We start from the raw sequence: 17,845 nt of genomic DNA on the forward strand, positions 1-17,845 counted from the left end.
ATAAATGAAAAATCTATGGTTATGAAAAATAATATTCGTTTGTTTTTATTAGTAACATTCGGTTCGTTAATTTTTGCTGAATTTACATTTGCTGAGAAATACCATTATGGTTCTGTTGGCAAAGAGCAACAAAGTGTTAATAAACTGAATGCCGAGTCTTGCTCTCCTGCTACCGGTAGTACGGATTTGAATATAAATAATGTAAAAGCCAGAATAAATACTGGTGGTGATATGTGGTGGGATTTATTAGGTACAGCCAAATACGAAGTTCCTAAAGGTTCCGGAAAAACATCTCTTTTCTCTGCTGCTTTATGGATTGGTGGTGTTGACGTGAACGGACAGCTTAAAGTTGCTGCACTTCGTTATCGTCAGAGCGGAAACGACTATTGGCCTGGCCCGCTTACTAATGACGGTACAGCTTCTGTTGACGCTTCAACTTGTGAATTATATGATAAACATTTTGTAATTACCCGTGCTGAAGTGGATGATTTTATTGCATGGTGGAATGATAAACCAAGTTATCCCGACTATGTTCCTCCTAAATCTATTACAGAATGGCCTGCTCATCCTGAAGGACAAAATACAAATAAACAAAGTCATTATTTAGCTCCATTCTTTGATAATGATGGAAATGGTGAATATGATCCTAATTTTGGAGATTATCCATACTATGATATAAACAATGATCTTTGCCCTACAAATCCTGAGAATTTAGGAAATCAAGCAGCTCATACAGCAGAAGGTAATGGTATTTTAGTTGACCAGGTACTTAAAGGCGACCAGACTTTATGGTGGGTTTTTAACGATAAAGGAAACCTTCATACAGAATCATTAGGCGCACCAATTGGATTAGAAATTAGAGCACAGGCTTTTGCATTTGCTACCAATGATGAAATAAATAACATGACTTTTTATAGTTATGAAATTATTAACCGTTCAACATATCGTTTAACTGATACATACTTTAGTCAATGGGTTGATACCGACCTTGGTGATGCTACTGATGACTATGTTGGTTGTGATGTTGGAAGAGGTTTGGGGTATTGTTACAATGGTGATGATGTTGACGGAACAGGAAAACCTAAGGATTATGGCGAACAACCACCAGCTGTTGGGGCCGATTTTTTCCAGGGACCTTACATGGATCCTGACGGTATTGATAATCCTAAAACTGATGCCACAGGTACACAGCTTTGTGATGTAAGTATTAATGGTGTAAACTTCGGTAATGGTATTGTAGATGATGAACGTTTCGGAATGAGAAGATTTGTTTATCATATTAATGCAGTAGGAGTAATGGGCGATCCAGTTATCGCAATTGATTATTATAACTATCTAAGAGGTATTTGGAAAGACGGAACCAAAATGCAATGGGGCGGCAATGCACATGCTCCCGGTACAGGTGTTTGTGGTCCGGAATGTGATTTTATGTTCCCCGGTGATACTGATCCTTGTAATTGGGGAACTGCCGGACAAGTTCCAAGTTGTACTCCATTTTGGACAGAAAAAACCGTAGGGAATACTCCTGCTGACCGTCGTTTTATGCAATCAGCCGGTCCTTTTACTTTGGAAGCCGGAGCAGTAAATTATATTACCGTAGGTATTCCCTGGGCAAGAGCAACATCAGGTGGAGCTTGGGCTTCAGTAGAACTTTTAAGAGTTACCGATGACAAATGCCAGCGATTATTTGATAATTGTTTTAAAGTAGTTGATGGACCAGATGCTCCAAATTTAACTATCCAGGAACTTGATAAAGAAATTATTCTTTATATAACAAATAATAAAACTTCAAATAATTATAATGAATCATATGTTGAATGGGATCCATCAATTGTTTCTCCTGATTCTTTACCATCTTCACAGCGTTATGACTCATTATATCGTTTCCAGGGCTACCAGGTTTTCCAATTGAAAGATGCAACAGTATCCGTATCTGAAATACATGATCCTGATAAAGCTCGTCTTGTAGCACAGTGTGATGTTAAGGATTTTGATAAAAATGGTAATCCGGTTGCACAGCTTGTAAATTATTATTATGATGAAGCTGTTGGAGGAAATACTCCTGTAGAGGAAGTATATGGAGAAAATAAAGGAGTTGTTCATTCTTTCCGCTTAGTAAATGATATGTTTGCTTCAGGAGATAGTCGTTTGGTTAATCATAAACAATATTATTATGTTGCTCTTGCATACGGATATAATGAATATATGAAATTTTCACAGGAACCTAACTCTCAAATACCTGGAATTAGTGGTTTAACTGGTCAGAAAAAACCTTACCTGGCTGGTCGTAAAAATATAAAAGTATATACTGCGATACCTCATAATCCTGCTCCTGAAACTAGTGGTACTATTTTAAATTCAGGTTATGGTTCTGGTCCGAAAATTACAAGAATTGAAGGTCAGGGTAACGGTGGAAACGTACTTGATTTAACTCAGGCTTCTGTTGATAAAATTCTTGAAAATGGATTCTTTGCTGAACCAGAATATAAAAATACAAAAGGTCCGGTTAATGTAAAAGTTATTGATCCGTTAAATGTAAGAAATTCTTCTTATACCATATCTTTCGACAGTTTAGTGGGAGTTAAAGTTCATCAGGTATCAGGTGCTACCGTTAATACAGGTGGAGATACTGCAACTATGCAAGTTTTTGTATGGAATTTAAAAGACAATAATTCCGGAGAAGTTTTTCATTCAGATAAATCTATACAGGTAGCAAATGAACAATTGTTTCTTGACCTTGGTATTTCTGTTGAAATAGGCCAGGTATGGAAACCTGGTTATTATAAAGTAGGTGCACTTACATCAAATGGGAAAACAGATGATGTATATGCTTCATTAGCTCCAGATAACGGATTTTTAGAAGCAACAATTGAATATGCTGACAGCTCTCAGCGATGGCTTTCAGGGGTACCTGATATTGACGGTGGCGGATTTTGGAACTGGATTCGTTCAGGAACATCTGTTGATGATAATTACCCTAATAATAGTGATTATACAAATCAGGATAATGGTGAGAATTTTGAAAAAATGATTGCTATAAGCGATATTGGAACAGGTGGTACATGGGCTCCTTATAGATTATGTGCAAAAATCAGTAATGATTTAGGTACTGGCGAAGCAGGTTATGGAGTTTCCTATAATGTCAATACTTTTCCACAAAACAGAATGTATAATTTAGCAAGTGTTGATTTAGTTCTTACTTCCGATAAAGATAAGTGGTCAAGATGTGTGGTACTTGAAACATGCGAGGATGCTAATTCTGCATTATGCCAAGGTAATGTTAAAAAATTCGATCTTAGGGCAGCACCTTCTGTTGATAAAAGCGGTAACCCGGATAATTCAGGTACAACAGGAATGGGATGGTTCCCTGGTTATGCTATAAATATTGAAACTGGTGAACGTTTGAATATAATGTTTGGGGAAAATTCATGGTTAGTTGGGGAACATGGCAGAGATATGCAATTTAATCCGACTTCAAATTATGAAACAGAAATAGGAACTCCCTTATGGGGAGGAGAGCATTTCGTATACATTTGTGGACATAATGGAGATGATGCTAAAGATGTTCCTGCATATGATGGTTGTCAGAGAATTTATGACTTATTCCAGGAAACAGATCCTGGTACTTATGCAAATAATAAAAAAGCTGTTTTTAAAGACATATTATATGCAGGTGTTCCAATGGCTTCAGCTAATGCATCCTGGTTATCAAATGATGTAAAAATTAGATTTAGAGTTGCAAAACCTTATACTATTAATTATTCTACAACAGGTTCAAGTATACCTGTAAATAATAATTATCCTATGTATACTTTCTCTACCGGTGATATTTTTACAGAAACCCAAAATGTAGATGCAGCAAAAACAGCTCTTGACCTTATCAATGTTGTTCCTAATCCTTATTATGGATATTGTGGATACGAAGAAAACCAACTTGATAATAGGATAAAAATTACCAACCTTCCTGAAGTTTGTACTGTAACAATATACACTGTTGACGGAGTTCTTATAAGGCAATTTACAAAAGATGAGATAAAAACTTCTTTAGATTGGGATTTGAAAAATTTTGCAGGAATTCCTATATCAGGAGGTATTTATCTGATACATGTTAAGGCAGAAGGTATAGGTGAGAAAGTTATTAAATGGTTTGGAACAATGAGACCAATCGACCTAAACTCATTCTAATAATGTAATATAATTAGTGTTAACGATAATAAAATAATTAATATGAAAAGATTATATAAAATTTCAACAATTGTAATATTAATCATTACATTATTTCCTGTTGTGAAAATACAGGCTGGGAATGAAGACAGGTCAGGACAGGCGGGAGCTTCAGAGCTATTAATCAACCCCTGGGCAAGAAGTTCAGGATGGGGTGGAGCTAACTCGGCTACAGTTCATGGACTGGAAGCAATTTATATGAATGTTGCAGGAACAGCATTCACTAAAAAAACAGAATTGATTTTCTCGCGTACCAATTGGCTTCAAGGGTCGGGAGTTAAAATTAATAATTTTGGTCTTTCTCAAAGGCTTAGCGAAACAGGAGTGCTTAGCTTTTCTATAATGTCAATGTCTTTTGGAGAATTGTTGATCACTACTGTTGATCTTCCTGAAGGAGGAATTGGAACATTTTCACCGAACTTAATGAACATTTCCATTTCTTATGCAAAAACATTTTCTAATAGCATTTACGGTGGAATTGCTTTTAAAATTATTTCTGAATCGATTTCCGATGTTTCAGCACAAGGTATTGCTATAGATGCAGGTATCCAATATGTAACTGGTGAAACTGAAAATATTAAATTCGGTATAGCCATGAAAAATGTTGGTCCACGCATGATGTTTAAAGGTGATGGCTTATCTTTCAGGGGTTATATACCCGGTAATGTAAACCAATTTACAGTTGAACAACGTTCTGCCCAGTACGAATTACCTTCATTGATTAACATTGGTGCTGCTTATGATTTTAATTTTAATGAAAGCAATAAACTTACTGCAGCAGCAAACTTTACTTCAAATTCTTTTACAAAAGACCAATATATTTTTGGCTTGGAATATAATTTTAAAAACTACTTAATGATAAGAGGTGGTTACGCATATGAAAAAGGAATTACCGAAGCAGCTGAAAGAACTACAGCTTATACAGGACCTTGCGGTGGATTTACAGTTGATATTCCATTAAACAAAGAAAAGGGCTCTACATTCGGTATAGATTATTCATATAGAGATACAAATCCTTTTGAAGGAACACACAGTATTGGTGTTCGTATCAGCTTGTAATTAATAAATAATATTATCTTTGTATAAAGAATCCCGTTCCGATAATTATCGGATTTGCGGGATTCTTTATCTTATATATATAGGGAACGAATAAAAAATATTTTATTAATGGAACAAATGTATTATACCAAAGAAGGTCTTGATAAAATTAAGGAAGAATTAAACAGACTTAAAACAGTTGAGCGACCATTGATATCACAACAAATTGCTGAAGCCAGGGATAAAGGCGACTTGTCGGAAAATGCTGAATATGATGCAGCAAAAAATGCACAGTCAATGCTTGAGCTTAAAATTTCAAAAATGGAAGAACTTGTCAGCAATGCAAAAATTATTGATGAATCAAAATTGGATAGTTCTAAAGTATTGATACTTTCAACGGTTAAAATAAAAAATCTGAAGAATAATACGATCATGACTTATACGCTGGTTCCTGAAAATGAAGCAAATTTAAAAGAAGGAAAAATATCGGTAACATCACCTATAGCTCAAGGATTACTCGGGAAAAGCGTTGGTGAAAAATCGGAAATAAAAATTCCGGCAGGTTCATTAACACTTGAAATACTAGAAATAAAAAGACAATAAAATGGCTTCAATTTTTTCAAAAATTGTAAAAGGAGAAATCCCTTGTTATAAAATTGCAGAAACAGAAAATTGCTTTGCATTCTTAGATATTAATCCGCTTGCCAAAGGGCATACTCTTGTTATTCCAAAGAAAGAAACGGATAATTTGTTTGATTTAGATGATAGCACATACAGCGAACTTTGTCTGCTTGCAAAGAAAATAGCAATAGCTATTAAAAAAAATATACCATGTAAAAAAGTTGGAGTAGCTGTTGTTGGTTTGGAAGTTCCTCATGCACATATTCATCTTATTCCCATAAACGGTATTTTCGATATAGATTTCAGTAAGCCTAAACTTAAACTTAAAGAAGAAGAATTAAAAGAAATAGCTTTAAAAATATCATCTTCAATTTTTTAGGTTATTTTATACCGACAGAAAAGAGGTTTGTAAAAATATTTTTTGTTTTCTGTACGGTATAACTCGTTCTAAACAGTTTTGCTTTTGTAAACCTGAAAAGAACGAGTATAAACCAGTTTTTTTGTTTACGGAATATTTTCTATATTTACTAGAAAATAATAAATTATGGAAACGTATAATAACTCTAATCAAAACAATTCGCAAAATCAGGGTGGGCTTTCTACTAATATTATATTAAAAATATGCGGAGCATTAGCTGTGGTGTTTTTAATGTTCCTTCCTGTTGCTGGTTGCGAAGGTTACAGTAACTATAATGTTAATGGATATGATATTATTTTTAAAGCGAAAGAACTAAGTGTGTTTTTAATATTTTTTATAATATCAGTTTTGTGTGGTGTAGCAATATTATTTTTTAATAAACCGATTCAATTTATTATTGTTTCACTTTCAGGGTTGATTGCATTTCTGGCAGCTTATTTTCTTGCTAAAAGCAAAGACGGGATGCAAATGATGGAGATGAAAATTGGAGCTTACCTGGCAATGCTAACCTATATTGCTATTGCTGTAATAAGTTTTATTAAAAATTCAACAGAGAAAAAACCTTTATATAATCAACCATTTACTCAGCAGCCATATCAGCAGCAACCACAATATAATCCGCAACAGCAAAATCCGACACAACAATATTCACAGGCACAATATAACCCACAGCTGCAAAAACCAACACCACCATTAAGACCAAAATTTTGTACAAAATGCGGAAATAAATTTCCTGAAAATTACCAGGGAAAATTTTGCACACAATGTGGCGCATCTATTCAATTACCCAAGCAATAGAAGGACTAGTATGCAGATTTGAACTGTTTCAGAAAACGTAAATCATTTTCTGAGAACATACGAATATCTTTTACTCTATATTTAAGATTAGTGATGCGTTCAATGCCCATTCCAAAAGCATAGCCTGAATAAATTTCGGGATCGATGTTACAATTTTTTAGTACGTTCGGGTCAACCATACCACAGCCTAATATTTCAACCCATCCGGTGTGTTTGCAAAATGCACAACCTTTACCGCCGCATAAAAAACAGGATATATCCATTTCAGCTGAAGGCTCAGTAAAAGGGAAATAGGATGGACGTAATCTTGTTTTTGTGTCTTCGCCAAACATTTCTTTTGCAAAATAAAATAATACCTGTCGAAGGTCAGCAAAGGAAATATTTTTATCAACATATAATCCTTCAACTTGATGGAAGAAGCAGTGAGCGCGCGAAGAAATAGCTTCATTGCGATATACTCTTCCCGGAAATAATTTTCGAATGGGTGGCTTTTCGCTTTCCATTACACGGATTTGCACTGAAGAAGTATGGGTACGCAAAGCAATATCCGGATTCTTTTTAATAAAGAAAGTATCCTGCATATCGCGTGCTGGATGCTCTTCGGGAAAATTCAATGCACTGAAATTATGCCAGTCGTCTTCAATTTCCCTTCCTTCCGAAACGGTAAAACCAATACGTGAAAATATTTCATTTATTTTATTCCTGATGATTGATAAGGGATGACGTGCTCCAACATCAATGAAATCAGTAGGAAGCGAAAGGTCGTTGTCATTTTTATCAGAATGCACAGTTGATTCAAAATCATTTTTAAATTTATCAAATTTCTCTTGCGCGGAATTTTTCAGATCGTTCAGTAGTTTACCTACTTCTTTTTTTTCTTCAGCTGCAACATTTTTTAAATCATTGAAAAGTCCTGTAACCAAGCCTTTCTTAGAAAGATATTTTATACGGAATTGTTCAGCATCTTCAATATTTTTGGCTGAGAATTTTTCAATTTCTTTTAATATTTCCTGAATTTTACTATGCATGAAAATAAAATTATTCAATTACTTTAACTGTCATTTTTACATCTTGTTTTGGCCTGTTAAATTTTGGGTCCACTTTAACAGCAGCAATCTTATCAACTACATCTAATCCTTCATAAACCTCACCAAAAACCGTATAATTACCATCAAGGTGTGGAGTTCCTCCAATAGTTTTATATACTTCGCGTTGTTCTTTGGTGTAAGGTTTTCCTACACGCTGTTCAAAGAAGTTTAATTCTTCGTCAGAGAATTTTTTACCCTGAACAATGTAGAATTGCGAACCTGACGAAGCCTTTAGCGGGTTTACATCATCACCGGTTCTGGCGGCAGCTAATGCGCCTTTTTTATGAAAATACTTTGAAGCATCTATTTCAGCAGGAATGGTATATTCGGGACCACCGTTTCCAAGAATTGCTGTTGAATCGGCATTTTTTGAATCGGGGTCGCCACCTTGTATCATAAAATTTTGAATAACCCGGTGAAAAATAGTACCATTAAAATAACCTTCTTTAGCAAGTTTAATAAAATTATCGCGGTGCTGTGGTGTGCCATTGTACAGTTTAATTTTAATATCGCCAAAACTTGTACTGATACAAACTTTTTTTAACGAATCGTCAGAAAGATTTTGATGTGTGCTCATAAAAGATGCTCCTGTGTAAGAATAGAAAATTGTTATGATAAATAAACCAGCAAAAAATGATACGATCTTTTTCATATTAGAGTTGATTTGCTTAGTATAAATAAATTTATTATGTTTGCATGTTAAAACAACAAAATTACAAATATTCGTGAACTATGAAAGCAATATTTAAATCCATTTTCATAATATTCATTTTATCTTTTATTGTTTTCTCATTTTCTACCTGCAAGAAAGATACAGAATGTGATGCAGTAATAACAGTAAAGCTGGAAAGCGATACCACATCGGTTGTTCCGGGGGCTTTAGTGGAATTAAAGAAACACGATGTTTACATTCAGGGGATAAGCGATGCTGCCGGACAGTTCAGGCATACTTTCAAATTGGATGCTATTCTTGATGTTGCTGCTACTTTAAATGGAACTCCTGATACATTATCGGGTGCAACAGTTATTCGTTTAAAACCTGGTGAAACGGTTTATAAAACAGTTTTTATAAAGTAATATCAATAATTAAAGAAATTTTCTGAATCCTTGTCAATCTATGATAAGGATTTTTTTATTTATCGGAAATATTCATTTTTTCATTATAACAATCTCTGCAAAGGGGTTCGTAGCTGTCTTTTTCGCCCAGAAGAACCAGTTTATTACTGGCAATCGTGCGATGCGATATATGAGCAAGGTTGCCACATTTCATACAAACAGCATGTACTTTGGTAACATATTCAGCAGTTGCCAGTAATGCAGGAATAGGACCAAAAGGTTTGCCCATGAAATCCATATCAAGCCCGGCAACTATAACTCGAATTCCCCTATTTGCCAATTGATTGCATACATTGGGAAGTTCATCATCAAAGAACTGGGCCTCGTCAATTCCAATAACATCAACATCATTAGCTAAAAGCAGAATATTGGAAGACGATGGTACCGGTGTAGACATGATTGCATTTTTATCATGCGACACAACTTGTTCTTCATCATATCTTATATCGATAGCTGGTTTGAAAATTTCAACTTTCTGTTTCGCAATCTTTGCTCTTTTTAATCGTCTTATCAGTTCTTCCGTTTTTCCTGAAAACATAGAACCACATACAACTTCAATCCAGCCACGCTTTTTGGAAGAATCTATCGGGTTTTCTAAAAACATTTTTTCTGTGAATGATAATCTTTTTTATCTTTATTCGTTTTTTTAAAAGTAAGTAAAAATAAAGTTTTTTATACAAATAAATGATATTATGGACAGGAAAATAATTTTGAACGAAATTGTATCACTTCAGGAAACCATTGCCGAACAGACCGAAACTATTATAAATTATAATGATTCCATTCCTCAAATTGAGATTGATATTATTCTTTCCAATATACGAAGTTTATACGAAAAGTTTTACGAGATAAATAAAACAAATAAACCTGGAATTATCATAGAAAAAAATGAAAAACAAATTCAGGTAACAAAAGAAAAAATAGTAAAACCGGTCATTGAAGAACAACCTCCCGTTACTGAAAAAGAAATTGCAGAATTTGAAAAGAACATGTTGATTGATTCAATGGCACAATACACCATGCTTTCAGAATCAATTACCGAAGAAAAAAAATCAGAAAAAACAGAAGAAATAGAATTCCCACAGAAAAAAATTAAACAGCAAAAAAAATCTTCGCCCGATCTTTTTTCGGACGATAACACTATTGCTGATAAATTTAAAGACGAAAAAAAATCTTTAAATGAAGTTCTTTCGGATAAAACTTCAGATATAAGTCTTGCTTCAAGGCTTCAGAAAAACCAAATAAAAGACCTGAAATCGGCAATAGGTATCAATGAAAAATTTATGCTTATCAATGAACTTTTTGAAGGCAGTTTACAAAAATATAATGAAAATATTAATTCGCTTAATTCCTTTACTGATAAGGCGGAAGCTATGAAATTCGTTGAAGGGTTGAAGAAAGAATTTTCATGGAAAGAAAATAGTGAAGCATATATTATGATTACGGATTTGGTTTCCAGGAAATATTTGTAACCCGGTTCTGATGAAAAAATATTTTTTTCTTTTTGTTTTTCTTTTTTCCTTCTTCTTCAATTTTGCACAGGATATAAATTATGCCCGGAATATAATCGATTCCTTGTGTTCGCCACAAATGCATGGGCGCGGTTATGTTAATAATGGACAAGGAATAGCTGCCGATTTTATTGCAAAAGAATTTGCAAAAAGTAATTTGATATTTTTTGGAGAAAATTATTTTCAGAAATTTAATTTATCCATTTCTACACTTCCGGGTGCTGTTGAATTAAAAATTGGCAAAAAACAATTCAAGCCCGGGGTTGACTTCATGGTAACATCAGCGGGTGCGTCAATCAAAGGAAAATATAGCGTACTTATATTCGATAGCTTATTGCTTGAGAATAAAGATGCTTCAGAGAAATTTTTTAATAATGATTTTTCGAAAAAGTTTGTTTTCATTGATAAAAGCGGTTTCCGTGATAAGAATAGAAAAAAAATGATCGATTCAATTATCGATTATAATGCTTTTAATGCAAAAGGAATGATGGTTCCTGAAGAGAAATTGGTATGGGGAGTTGAGGATGCAATATATTCTGCAATACCAACAAAAGTAAGCATTCAGGATTCTTTGATAAAAAGTAAGATTAAAAAAATTTCGATTAAAATAGATCGCTTTATTGAATCCGCTTACGAAATGAAAAATGTTGTGGGTTATATCAAAGGAATTGTAAACCCCGATTCATTTATTGTTTTTACAGCGCATTACGACCACCTGGGACAAATGGGTAAGGATGTATATTTTCCGGGAGCCAACGATAATGCAAGTGGCGTAGCCATGATGCTGAATTTAGCAAAATATTATTCCGAAAATAAACCTGCGTACTCAATAGTGTTTATAGCTACTACAGGCGAAGAACTTGGATTAAAGGGTTCATTTTATTTTGTACAGCATCCTTTGTTTCCCTTGTCAAATGTACGTTTTCTGATAAACCTTGATTTGGAAGGCACCGGCGATGATGGAATAAAAGTAGTGAACGGAAGTATTTTTCAAAAAGAATTTGATATACTTACTCAAATAAATGATGAAAATAAATACCTAAAAACTGTTGGTAAACGTGGCGAAGCAGCCATTAGCGATCATTATCCTTTTTATGCAAAAGGTGTGAGATCGTTTTATATTTACACATTAGGTGGTATAAGCGCATATCATAATGTGTATGATAAAGCCGAAACCCTTCCGCTTACAAAGTTTAATGAAGTGTTTGAATTAATTACTGATTTTGTTGAAGCAATTAAATAAAAAACGGTTAACAAAATTTTTAATAACTCTTTTCAAAAAACAGTATAACTAGATTATCAAATTCATAATTTTGAAATATAATTTTAAAACTTACTCAAATGGCTACTACAAAAAAGAAAGCTCCGGCAAAAAAAGTTGCTGCTAAAAAAACTGTTGCAAAAAAATCGGCTAAAAAATGCGGTTGCGGCTGCGGTTCAAAGAAAAAATAATTAAAAAAAGGCTGTCATATTAAGGCAGCCTTTTTTATTCGACCACGTATCTGAGTTGAAATCCGTATAAGAAAATCTCAGCGAGGTATTATTAATTTTGAGACGTCCACTTTTTTTTATTTTTTCTCAATAATTCAATAGGTTTTAAATGAAAGAAAATTGATTAAAGCTTTTAATTTTATTATATTTGTTGTTCCCAAAACAAAACTATATCTGGTAATTAATAATTATATGATATGAAAAAACTTTTTTTGATAGTTGCGTTGCTTAGCTGTAATAATTTTCTGAAAGCTGATGAAGGCATGTGGCTGCCTATGTTTATTCAGCGATTGAATTATGTGGATATGCAAAAAATGGGTTGCCATTTAACAGCCGAAGAAATTTACAGTGTAAATCATTCAAGCATTAAAGATGCGATAGTTAGTGTTAACTATGGAGATTGCACAGGAGAAATGGTTTCCCCCGAAGGACTTTTAATGACGGCTCATCATTGCGGTATTTATTATATACAGAATCACAGTACCCTTGAAAAGGATTACCTTAAAGATGGTTTTTGGGCAGCAAGTAATGCTGAAGAACAGCGTAATGATAAGCTTACCGCTACTTTCTTAATCAGTATTGAAGATGTTACCGGTAAAATTTTACCTTATCTTAACGATAAAATGACCGAAACTAAAAGAAATGCAGTTGTGGATTCATTGAGTGCAATTCTCGAAAATGCTAAGATAAAGGGAACCACATATGATGCAAAAGTGGAATCATTTTATAATGGGAATGAATATTATTTATTTGTTACAGAAACCTATAAAGATGTTCGCCTTGTTGGTGCACCACCCGAATCATTAGGTTTGTTTGGTGGAGAAACCGATAACTGGATGTGGCCTCGTCATACAGTCGACTTTTCATTATTCCGTATTTACATGTCTCCAGATAAAAAGCCTGCGGGGTATTCTAAAAAAAATATCCCTTATATGCCTAAACATTATTTGCCCATATCATTAAAAGGAGTTAAAAAAGACGATTTTGAAATGGTACTGGGGTATCCTGACGAATCAGAAAGATATATTACATCTTATGGAATAAAAATTCTGACAGATAGGTATTGTGCAGCAATTATAAAGAATCGCGAAAAACGACTCTCCATAATAGGTGAAGACATGAAAGCCAGCGAAGAAGTTAATATTCAATATTCCTCGGAATTTTTAGTTGTATCCAATTATTACAAATTTTTTAATGGTCTATTGGATCAACTTCAAAAGTTAAAAGTTTACGATAAAAAAGTTGCGTTCGAAAAAACTTTTACAACCTGGTATAGCAGCAACCCGGTTTTAAAAGCAAAATATGGAAATGTATTAAATGAGATTAAAGATAAAAATGATACAATAGGGAAATATGTATACCCGCTAATATTATCTGGAGAAGGAATTCGGAATGGAATTAAAATTTTATCATATGCAAAGACATTTACAGAACTTAACACACAGTTAAAAAATGGTTCTAATACTGATTCTATAAATAAACGAACACAAAGTCTTACTTATGCTGCCAAGCAATTTTTCAGGGAATATAATTTGAGTACAGATAAAAAGATTTGCCTGGCCATGTTAAAAATGTATTATGATAATGTTTCTAAAGAATTTTATCCTGACGTTTTTACAACCATTGAAAAAAAATATAAGGGCGATATTTCTGCATATGTAAATGAAATGTACGATAAATCGATATTTGCAAGTAAAGATAAAATCCTTGAATTTTTAATTACCCCGGATTATAAGAAACTAGAAAAGGATATTGGATATATCACTATGTTATCATTTAATAATAAAGCTCAGGAAATTAGGACTTCATACAATAAAGCCAAATCAGAACTTGCAAAAAGTAATCGATTATATGTAGCAGGAATTATGGAAATGAATAAAGATAAAAAAAATTATCCTGACGCTAATCATACATTGAGGCTTAATTATGGTAAAGTAACAGATCTTACTCTTTCAACAGGTAAGAAATATAATTACTATACTACCCTTGATGAAATGATAGCCAAAGGAGATACTTCTAATCCTGAATTTACAATACCACCCAAATTAAAATCACTTTACGAAAGTAAAGATTATGGAAAATATGCAGATAATGGCGTCATGAAAGTTTGTTTTATAACCAATAATGATTGTACAGGCGGAAATTCAGGAAGCCCAATAATAAACGGTGATGGCGAGCTTACAGGTATTCTTTTTGATGGGAACTGGGAATCGGTAGCAAATGATTATGATTACAATGCCGAAACTCAAAGAGCAATTTGTGTTGATATTCGATTTGTTTTATTTATCATTGACAAATATGCAGGAGCTAGTAATATTATTAAAGAACTTTCATTAAAAGAGTAATCTTGAATAAAAAAAAGAAGCAGGTTTAATTTAACCTGCTTCTTTTTTTCGTTTTGATTCAAGGTGATAATATTATTTTATTTTGTTTTTAAGCTGGGCTACTTGTTCCTGGGCTTTCATGAAATAAAGGTTCCGTTGCTTTTCGGAAACTCCGCTAATCAGTGTTGATTTTTTCATGATTCCCTTAAGCCACAATTCGGTTTCGTTACAAAAAGAATTATTGATAGAAATCATATTATTAAAAGTATGATAGCGTATATATACACGCCTGAAAGTTGGGATATTAACCAGTATGTAATTATTCCCTAATTCAATATCGCTGTTATATAATGCAAAATTACCTTCAAAACCTGCAACATCGGCCTTCGTAGCTTTTTCGGCCTGTTGCTGAATGTCATTTAGTGCCGCTGACAGTACATCACATAAATGTACAGCCATTTCATTTTCGTGAAATATTCCTGCTTCATAATAAAAATCAATTTGCTTTATAATGCTGCTTATCGTGCGGTCATTCCAAATTTCAGTACTGGGATTGCGTTTATATATTTCTATAATTTTTTTTCCTATTTCAGAAACTTCTTTAGGCAATAATAACGGATCATATTTCTTTCCTTCAAAAGAAGGAACATTCATCACCGATTTCATCCAATAGAAAATTTTAAATGACGCTAATTCGGGAAATTTGAAAAGATGAAAAAGTGGAATGTCTTCAGCTGTATAGATGATCTCTTTCTCTTTAGCATTATCAATGATTTTCATATCATTTAATATTCGCTGAAGGTATTCGATAATGAATGATACATCATTTGTTAAATGGGAGTATGTGAAACTTACGATATCATTTTCCTGTTTGCAAAATGAATCAAAAGAGATATGATAAGCATTGCATATTTTGATGATTTCATCAAATGTAAAAGTGGTTTCGCCACGGATTCGACGATAAACACTATCGGTGCTTAAGCCTAACAGTTCCGCTAATTCATCAACCAGCGAAAGATTTGCAGACAAAGAATGTTTAATACTATCGATAAAATTTTGCTGAAGTGAATCGGGTTTTTTTACCATAAATATTTTTAGATTTTATTGCCAATCAACACAAAAACATTTGCAATTTATAACAAAAAAATATACTCATTTGCAAAAAATGCAAAAATAGTTCTTTTCACTGGTCAGATGAAATCAAAATTTGCTATAAACCTTAATTATCTAGCATCTTGTGCGGTATCCCGTTTTGATAGGCTTGACAACCATGGTAATTTTACATCAGAAAGTTAAACATAAAAATATAAAAACCATGAAAACAAAAATCGAAAAAATCAGAAAAATGATGTTATGCCTTATAATAATATTCGGTATAAACATTAATGCACAATCGCAAAAATCAACAGTGGGTATTTTAAATATATACTCAAGCGGATTGAGCATAACTAATGCACAAATGGGCAATTTACTTCGCAGCGAAGTTGAAAAACTCGACACTTTTGAAGTGATTGACAAATTTGATATTGATTACCTTTTAAAACAAAAAAGTATTGAAGCGGATTGCTACAATAAATTATGTCTGAACGAAATTGGTAAGATCATCAATGCTGATAAAATGTTCTCAGGCAGTGTTGAACTTATTAATGATCAAATTACAATTACTTTAAGATTGATTGATGTTGCAACGGGTTCTGTTGAAAAAACGCAGGTAAATGAATTTCTTAACCTGCCTGTAGAAATAAAAAACATGTTGAAAATTTCTGTAAGTGAAATGTTTGGACAAACAGTTGATGAAACAATGAAAACAACTCTTTCAAAAAAATACAATTATGATAATGCAATTAACAATCCCCAGGCAGAAAAATTAAATTGCAGTGGTCCAAGAATGGGAGTGGCATTTATCACGGGAACAGCATCCAAAATTATGAAGGCTCCAAAATCACAAGGAGGATTTGACTCATACCCGGTAATGTTTCAGTTTGGTTACCAGTGGGAACAGCAATATCTGAACGAAGGAAATTTCCAGGCTTTATTCGAATTTATCCCTATAATAACCGGACTTGAGCAGGGAATGTTTGTTCCAAGTTTCTCGGTACTAAATGGGTTGAGGGATAATAAAAACGGATGGGAGTTTGCTTTTGGTCCAACCTTTACAATCAACAAAATGGGAAAAGGGTATTATGAAGAAAATGGTGATTGGAAAATTTACAATTGGGAAAATGATTCTACTTATAATCCAAATCATTTGGATTTGGTAAGGCGTATGGATAGCAGGGGAAATATCAGGGTAACATCAGGTTTGGTATTTGCTTTCGGAAAAACAATCAAATCGGGAAGTCTTAATCTGCCGGTAAATATTTTTATTAATCCTAATAAAGATGGGTTACGTTTTGGAATATCGTTCGGATATAATGCAAAGAAAAAATAAATTATTCATGGCGAAGCCTGCAATTGCAGGCTTCGCCATGAATAAAAAAAATTATAAATTTTATGATAATTTAATTTATTATAGAATTGTATATTATACAGAATCTTAGCAAATTTGTAAAACAAAATGTGCTTAGATTCTGTTATACCGATTTATCCCGACTTGTCGCGGATAGGAATTTATTGCAACCGAACTTGTGAGCTCATGAATACCTTTAAAATAATACCAATTGTTAATTTAAAATAGTCCAAAGGATATTTTAAATTTTACAATGGTTATGCCGATGACATAGATGTTATAGTACAATTTATTGGACTATTACATCTATACAATCGGTATAAAATAAGTTATGAATAAATCATTCCCGTATCGGTATAACATTTACAAACACCCGGATTTTGGTTTTGTGTTGAATAATCATTTTTGGAAAATAATAAAAAAGAAAAAATACTTTTCTGTCAAACATTTTAATTCAAATATGATGAGAACAAAAAATAATAACCCAATAATTACTTTACCTGCAGGCGTCAGCTTTCTTATTAAGTGTATTTTTTCACTCTTATTAATATACATGATTCAGATTGACTTGTTTGCATTAAAAGGTAAAGTTAATGATGAAGAGAAAACCTTAATTAAAACAGAAAGTAAAATATATGCTGATACGAATACTAATTTGTTCAGCATTTATTCTTGTGATAGTGCTACCTATTCGATTTTGTTATCAAATTCATATCAATAGTTCGTTAATTTTTTTATACGTTTTAACAAGCAATTTTACCAAGCCA

At 33.0% G+C, this 17,845-nt stretch carries 14 protein-coding genes; 10 read left to right on the forward strand and 4 right to left on the reverse strand.

Translation table 11 applies throughout. From position 1 onward, the window contains the following. Window positions 1-21 precede the first annotated feature (21 nt). From PKK00_07880 to PKK00_07900, 5 genes are all read left to right on the forward strand, one after another. Window positions 22-4,185: a hypothetical protein gene (locus tag PKK00_07880; GenBank protein ID HNW98312.1), complete on the forward strand. Its 4,164-nt coding sequence runs from the start codon at window positions 22-24 to the stop codon at window positions 4,183-4,185. A gap of 42 nt (window positions 4,186-4,227) precedes the next feature. Then, the gene (locus tag PKK00_07885; GenBank protein ID HNW98313.1) at window positions 4,228-5,283 is read left to right on the forward strand and encodes a PorV/PorQ family protein; all 1,056 of its coding nucleotides are present in this window, start codon (window positions 4,228-4,230) and stop codon (window positions 5,281-5,283) included. Window positions 5,284-5,391: 108 nt separating this feature from the next. Beyond that, window positions 5,392-5,865: a transcription elongation factor GreA gene (gene greA / locus PKK00_07890; protein ID HNW98314.1), complete on the forward strand. Its 474-nt coding sequence runs from the start codon at window positions 5,392-5,394 to the stop codon at window positions 5,863-5,865. A gap of 1 nt (window position 5,866) precedes the next feature. Continuing rightward, window positions 5,867-6,262: an HIT family protein gene (locus PKK00_07895; protein HNW98315.1), complete on the forward strand. Its 396-nt coding sequence runs from the start codon at window positions 5,867-5,869 to the stop codon at window positions 6,260-6,262. Window positions 6,263-6,427: 165 nt separating this feature from the next. Continuing rightward, window positions 6,428-7,099, forward strand: a complete 672-nt coding sequence (locus PKK00_07900) for a zinc ribbon domain-containing protein (protein HNW98316.1) — start codon at window positions 6,428-6,430, stop codon at window positions 7,097-7,099. Between the two features lie 5 nt (window positions 7,100-7,104). Here the strand turns inward: PKK00_07900 and pheS are convergent, their stop codons facing one another. Both pheS and PKK00_07910 read right to left on the reverse strand, forming a co-directional pair. Next, a complete protein-coding gene (gene pheS, locus PKK00_07905; protein HNW98317.1) occupies window positions 7,105-8,127 on the reverse strand; it encodes a phenylalanine--tRNA ligase subunit alpha in 1,023 nt (340 codons plus the stop codon). A gap of 10 nt (window positions 8,128-8,137) precedes the next feature. Further along, window positions 8,138-8,764 carry a peptidylprolyl isomerase gene (locus PKK00_07910; protein HNW98318.1) on the reverse strand — a complete coding sequence of 209 codons (627 nt, stop codon included), beginning with the start codon at window positions 8,762-8,764 and terminating at the stop codon, window positions 8,138-8,140. 155 nt (window positions 8,765-8,919) lie between these two features. Here PKK00_07910 and PKK00_07915 point away from each other — a divergent pair, with 155 nt between their 5' ends. Then, a complete protein-coding gene (locus tag PKK00_07915) occupies window positions 8,920-9,264 on the forward strand; it encodes a hypothetical protein (GenBank protein HNW98319.1) in 345 nt (114 codons plus the stop codon). Between the two features lie 55 nt (window positions 9,265-9,319). Here PKK00_07915 and PKK00_07920 read toward each other — a convergent pair whose 3' ends face one another. Further along, on the reverse strand, window positions 9,320-9,907 hold the full coding sequence (locus PKK00_07920; GenBank protein ID HNW98320.1) for a thymidine kinase: 588 nt from the start codon (window positions 9,905-9,907) through the stop codon (window positions 9,320-9,322). Between the two features lie 88 nt (window positions 9,908-9,995). On the opposite strand from PKK00_07920, the gene PKK00_07925 reads away from it, so the two are divergent. The 3 genes from PKK00_07925 to PKK00_07935 all read left to right on the forward strand — a co-directional run bounded on the left by PKK00_07925 (window position 9,996) and on the right by PKK00_07935 (window position 14,650). After that, on the forward strand, window positions 9,996-10,775 hold the full coding sequence (locus PKK00_07925; GenBank protein HNW98321.1) for a hypothetical protein: 780 nt from the start codon (window positions 9,996-9,998) through the stop codon (window positions 10,773-10,775). A 10-nt stretch (window positions 10,776-10,785) separates the two neighbouring features. Then, complete coding sequence (locus PKK00_07930; protein HNW98322.1) at window positions 10,786-12,057, forward strand: M28 family peptidase; 1,272 nt, start codon at window positions 10,786-10,788, stop codon at window positions 12,055-12,057. A gap of 445 nt (window positions 12,058-12,502) precedes the next feature. Beyond that, the gene (locus PKK00_07935; GenBank protein HNW98323.1) at window positions 12,503-14,650 is read left to right on the forward strand and encodes a S46 family peptidase; all 2,148 of its coding nucleotides are present in this window, start codon (window positions 12,503-12,505) and stop codon (window positions 14,648-14,650) included. A 72-nt stretch (window positions 14,651-14,722) separates the two neighbouring features. Here the strand turns inward: PKK00_07935 and PKK00_07940 are convergent, their stop codons facing one another. Then, window positions 14,723-15,715, reverse strand: a complete 993-nt coding sequence (locus tag PKK00_07940; GenBank protein ID HNW98324.1) for a helix-turn-helix transcriptional regulator — start codon at window positions 15,713-15,715, stop codon at window positions 14,723-14,725. 229 nt (window positions 15,716-15,944) lie between these two features. Here PKK00_07940 and PKK00_07945 point away from each other — a divergent pair, with 229 nt between their 5' ends. After that, window positions 15,945-17,060 carry a hypothetical protein gene (locus tag PKK00_07945; protein HNW98325.1) on the forward strand — a complete coding sequence of 372 codons (1,116 nt, stop codon included), beginning with the start codon at window positions 15,945-15,947 and terminating at the stop codon, window positions 17,058-17,060. Window positions 17,061-17,845: the final 785 nt, after the last annotated feature.

This window comes from Bacteroidales bacterium, assembly GCA_035353855.1.
GTDB lineage: Bacteria > Bacteroidota > Bacteroidia > Bacteroidales > CG2-30-32-10 > DAOQAK01.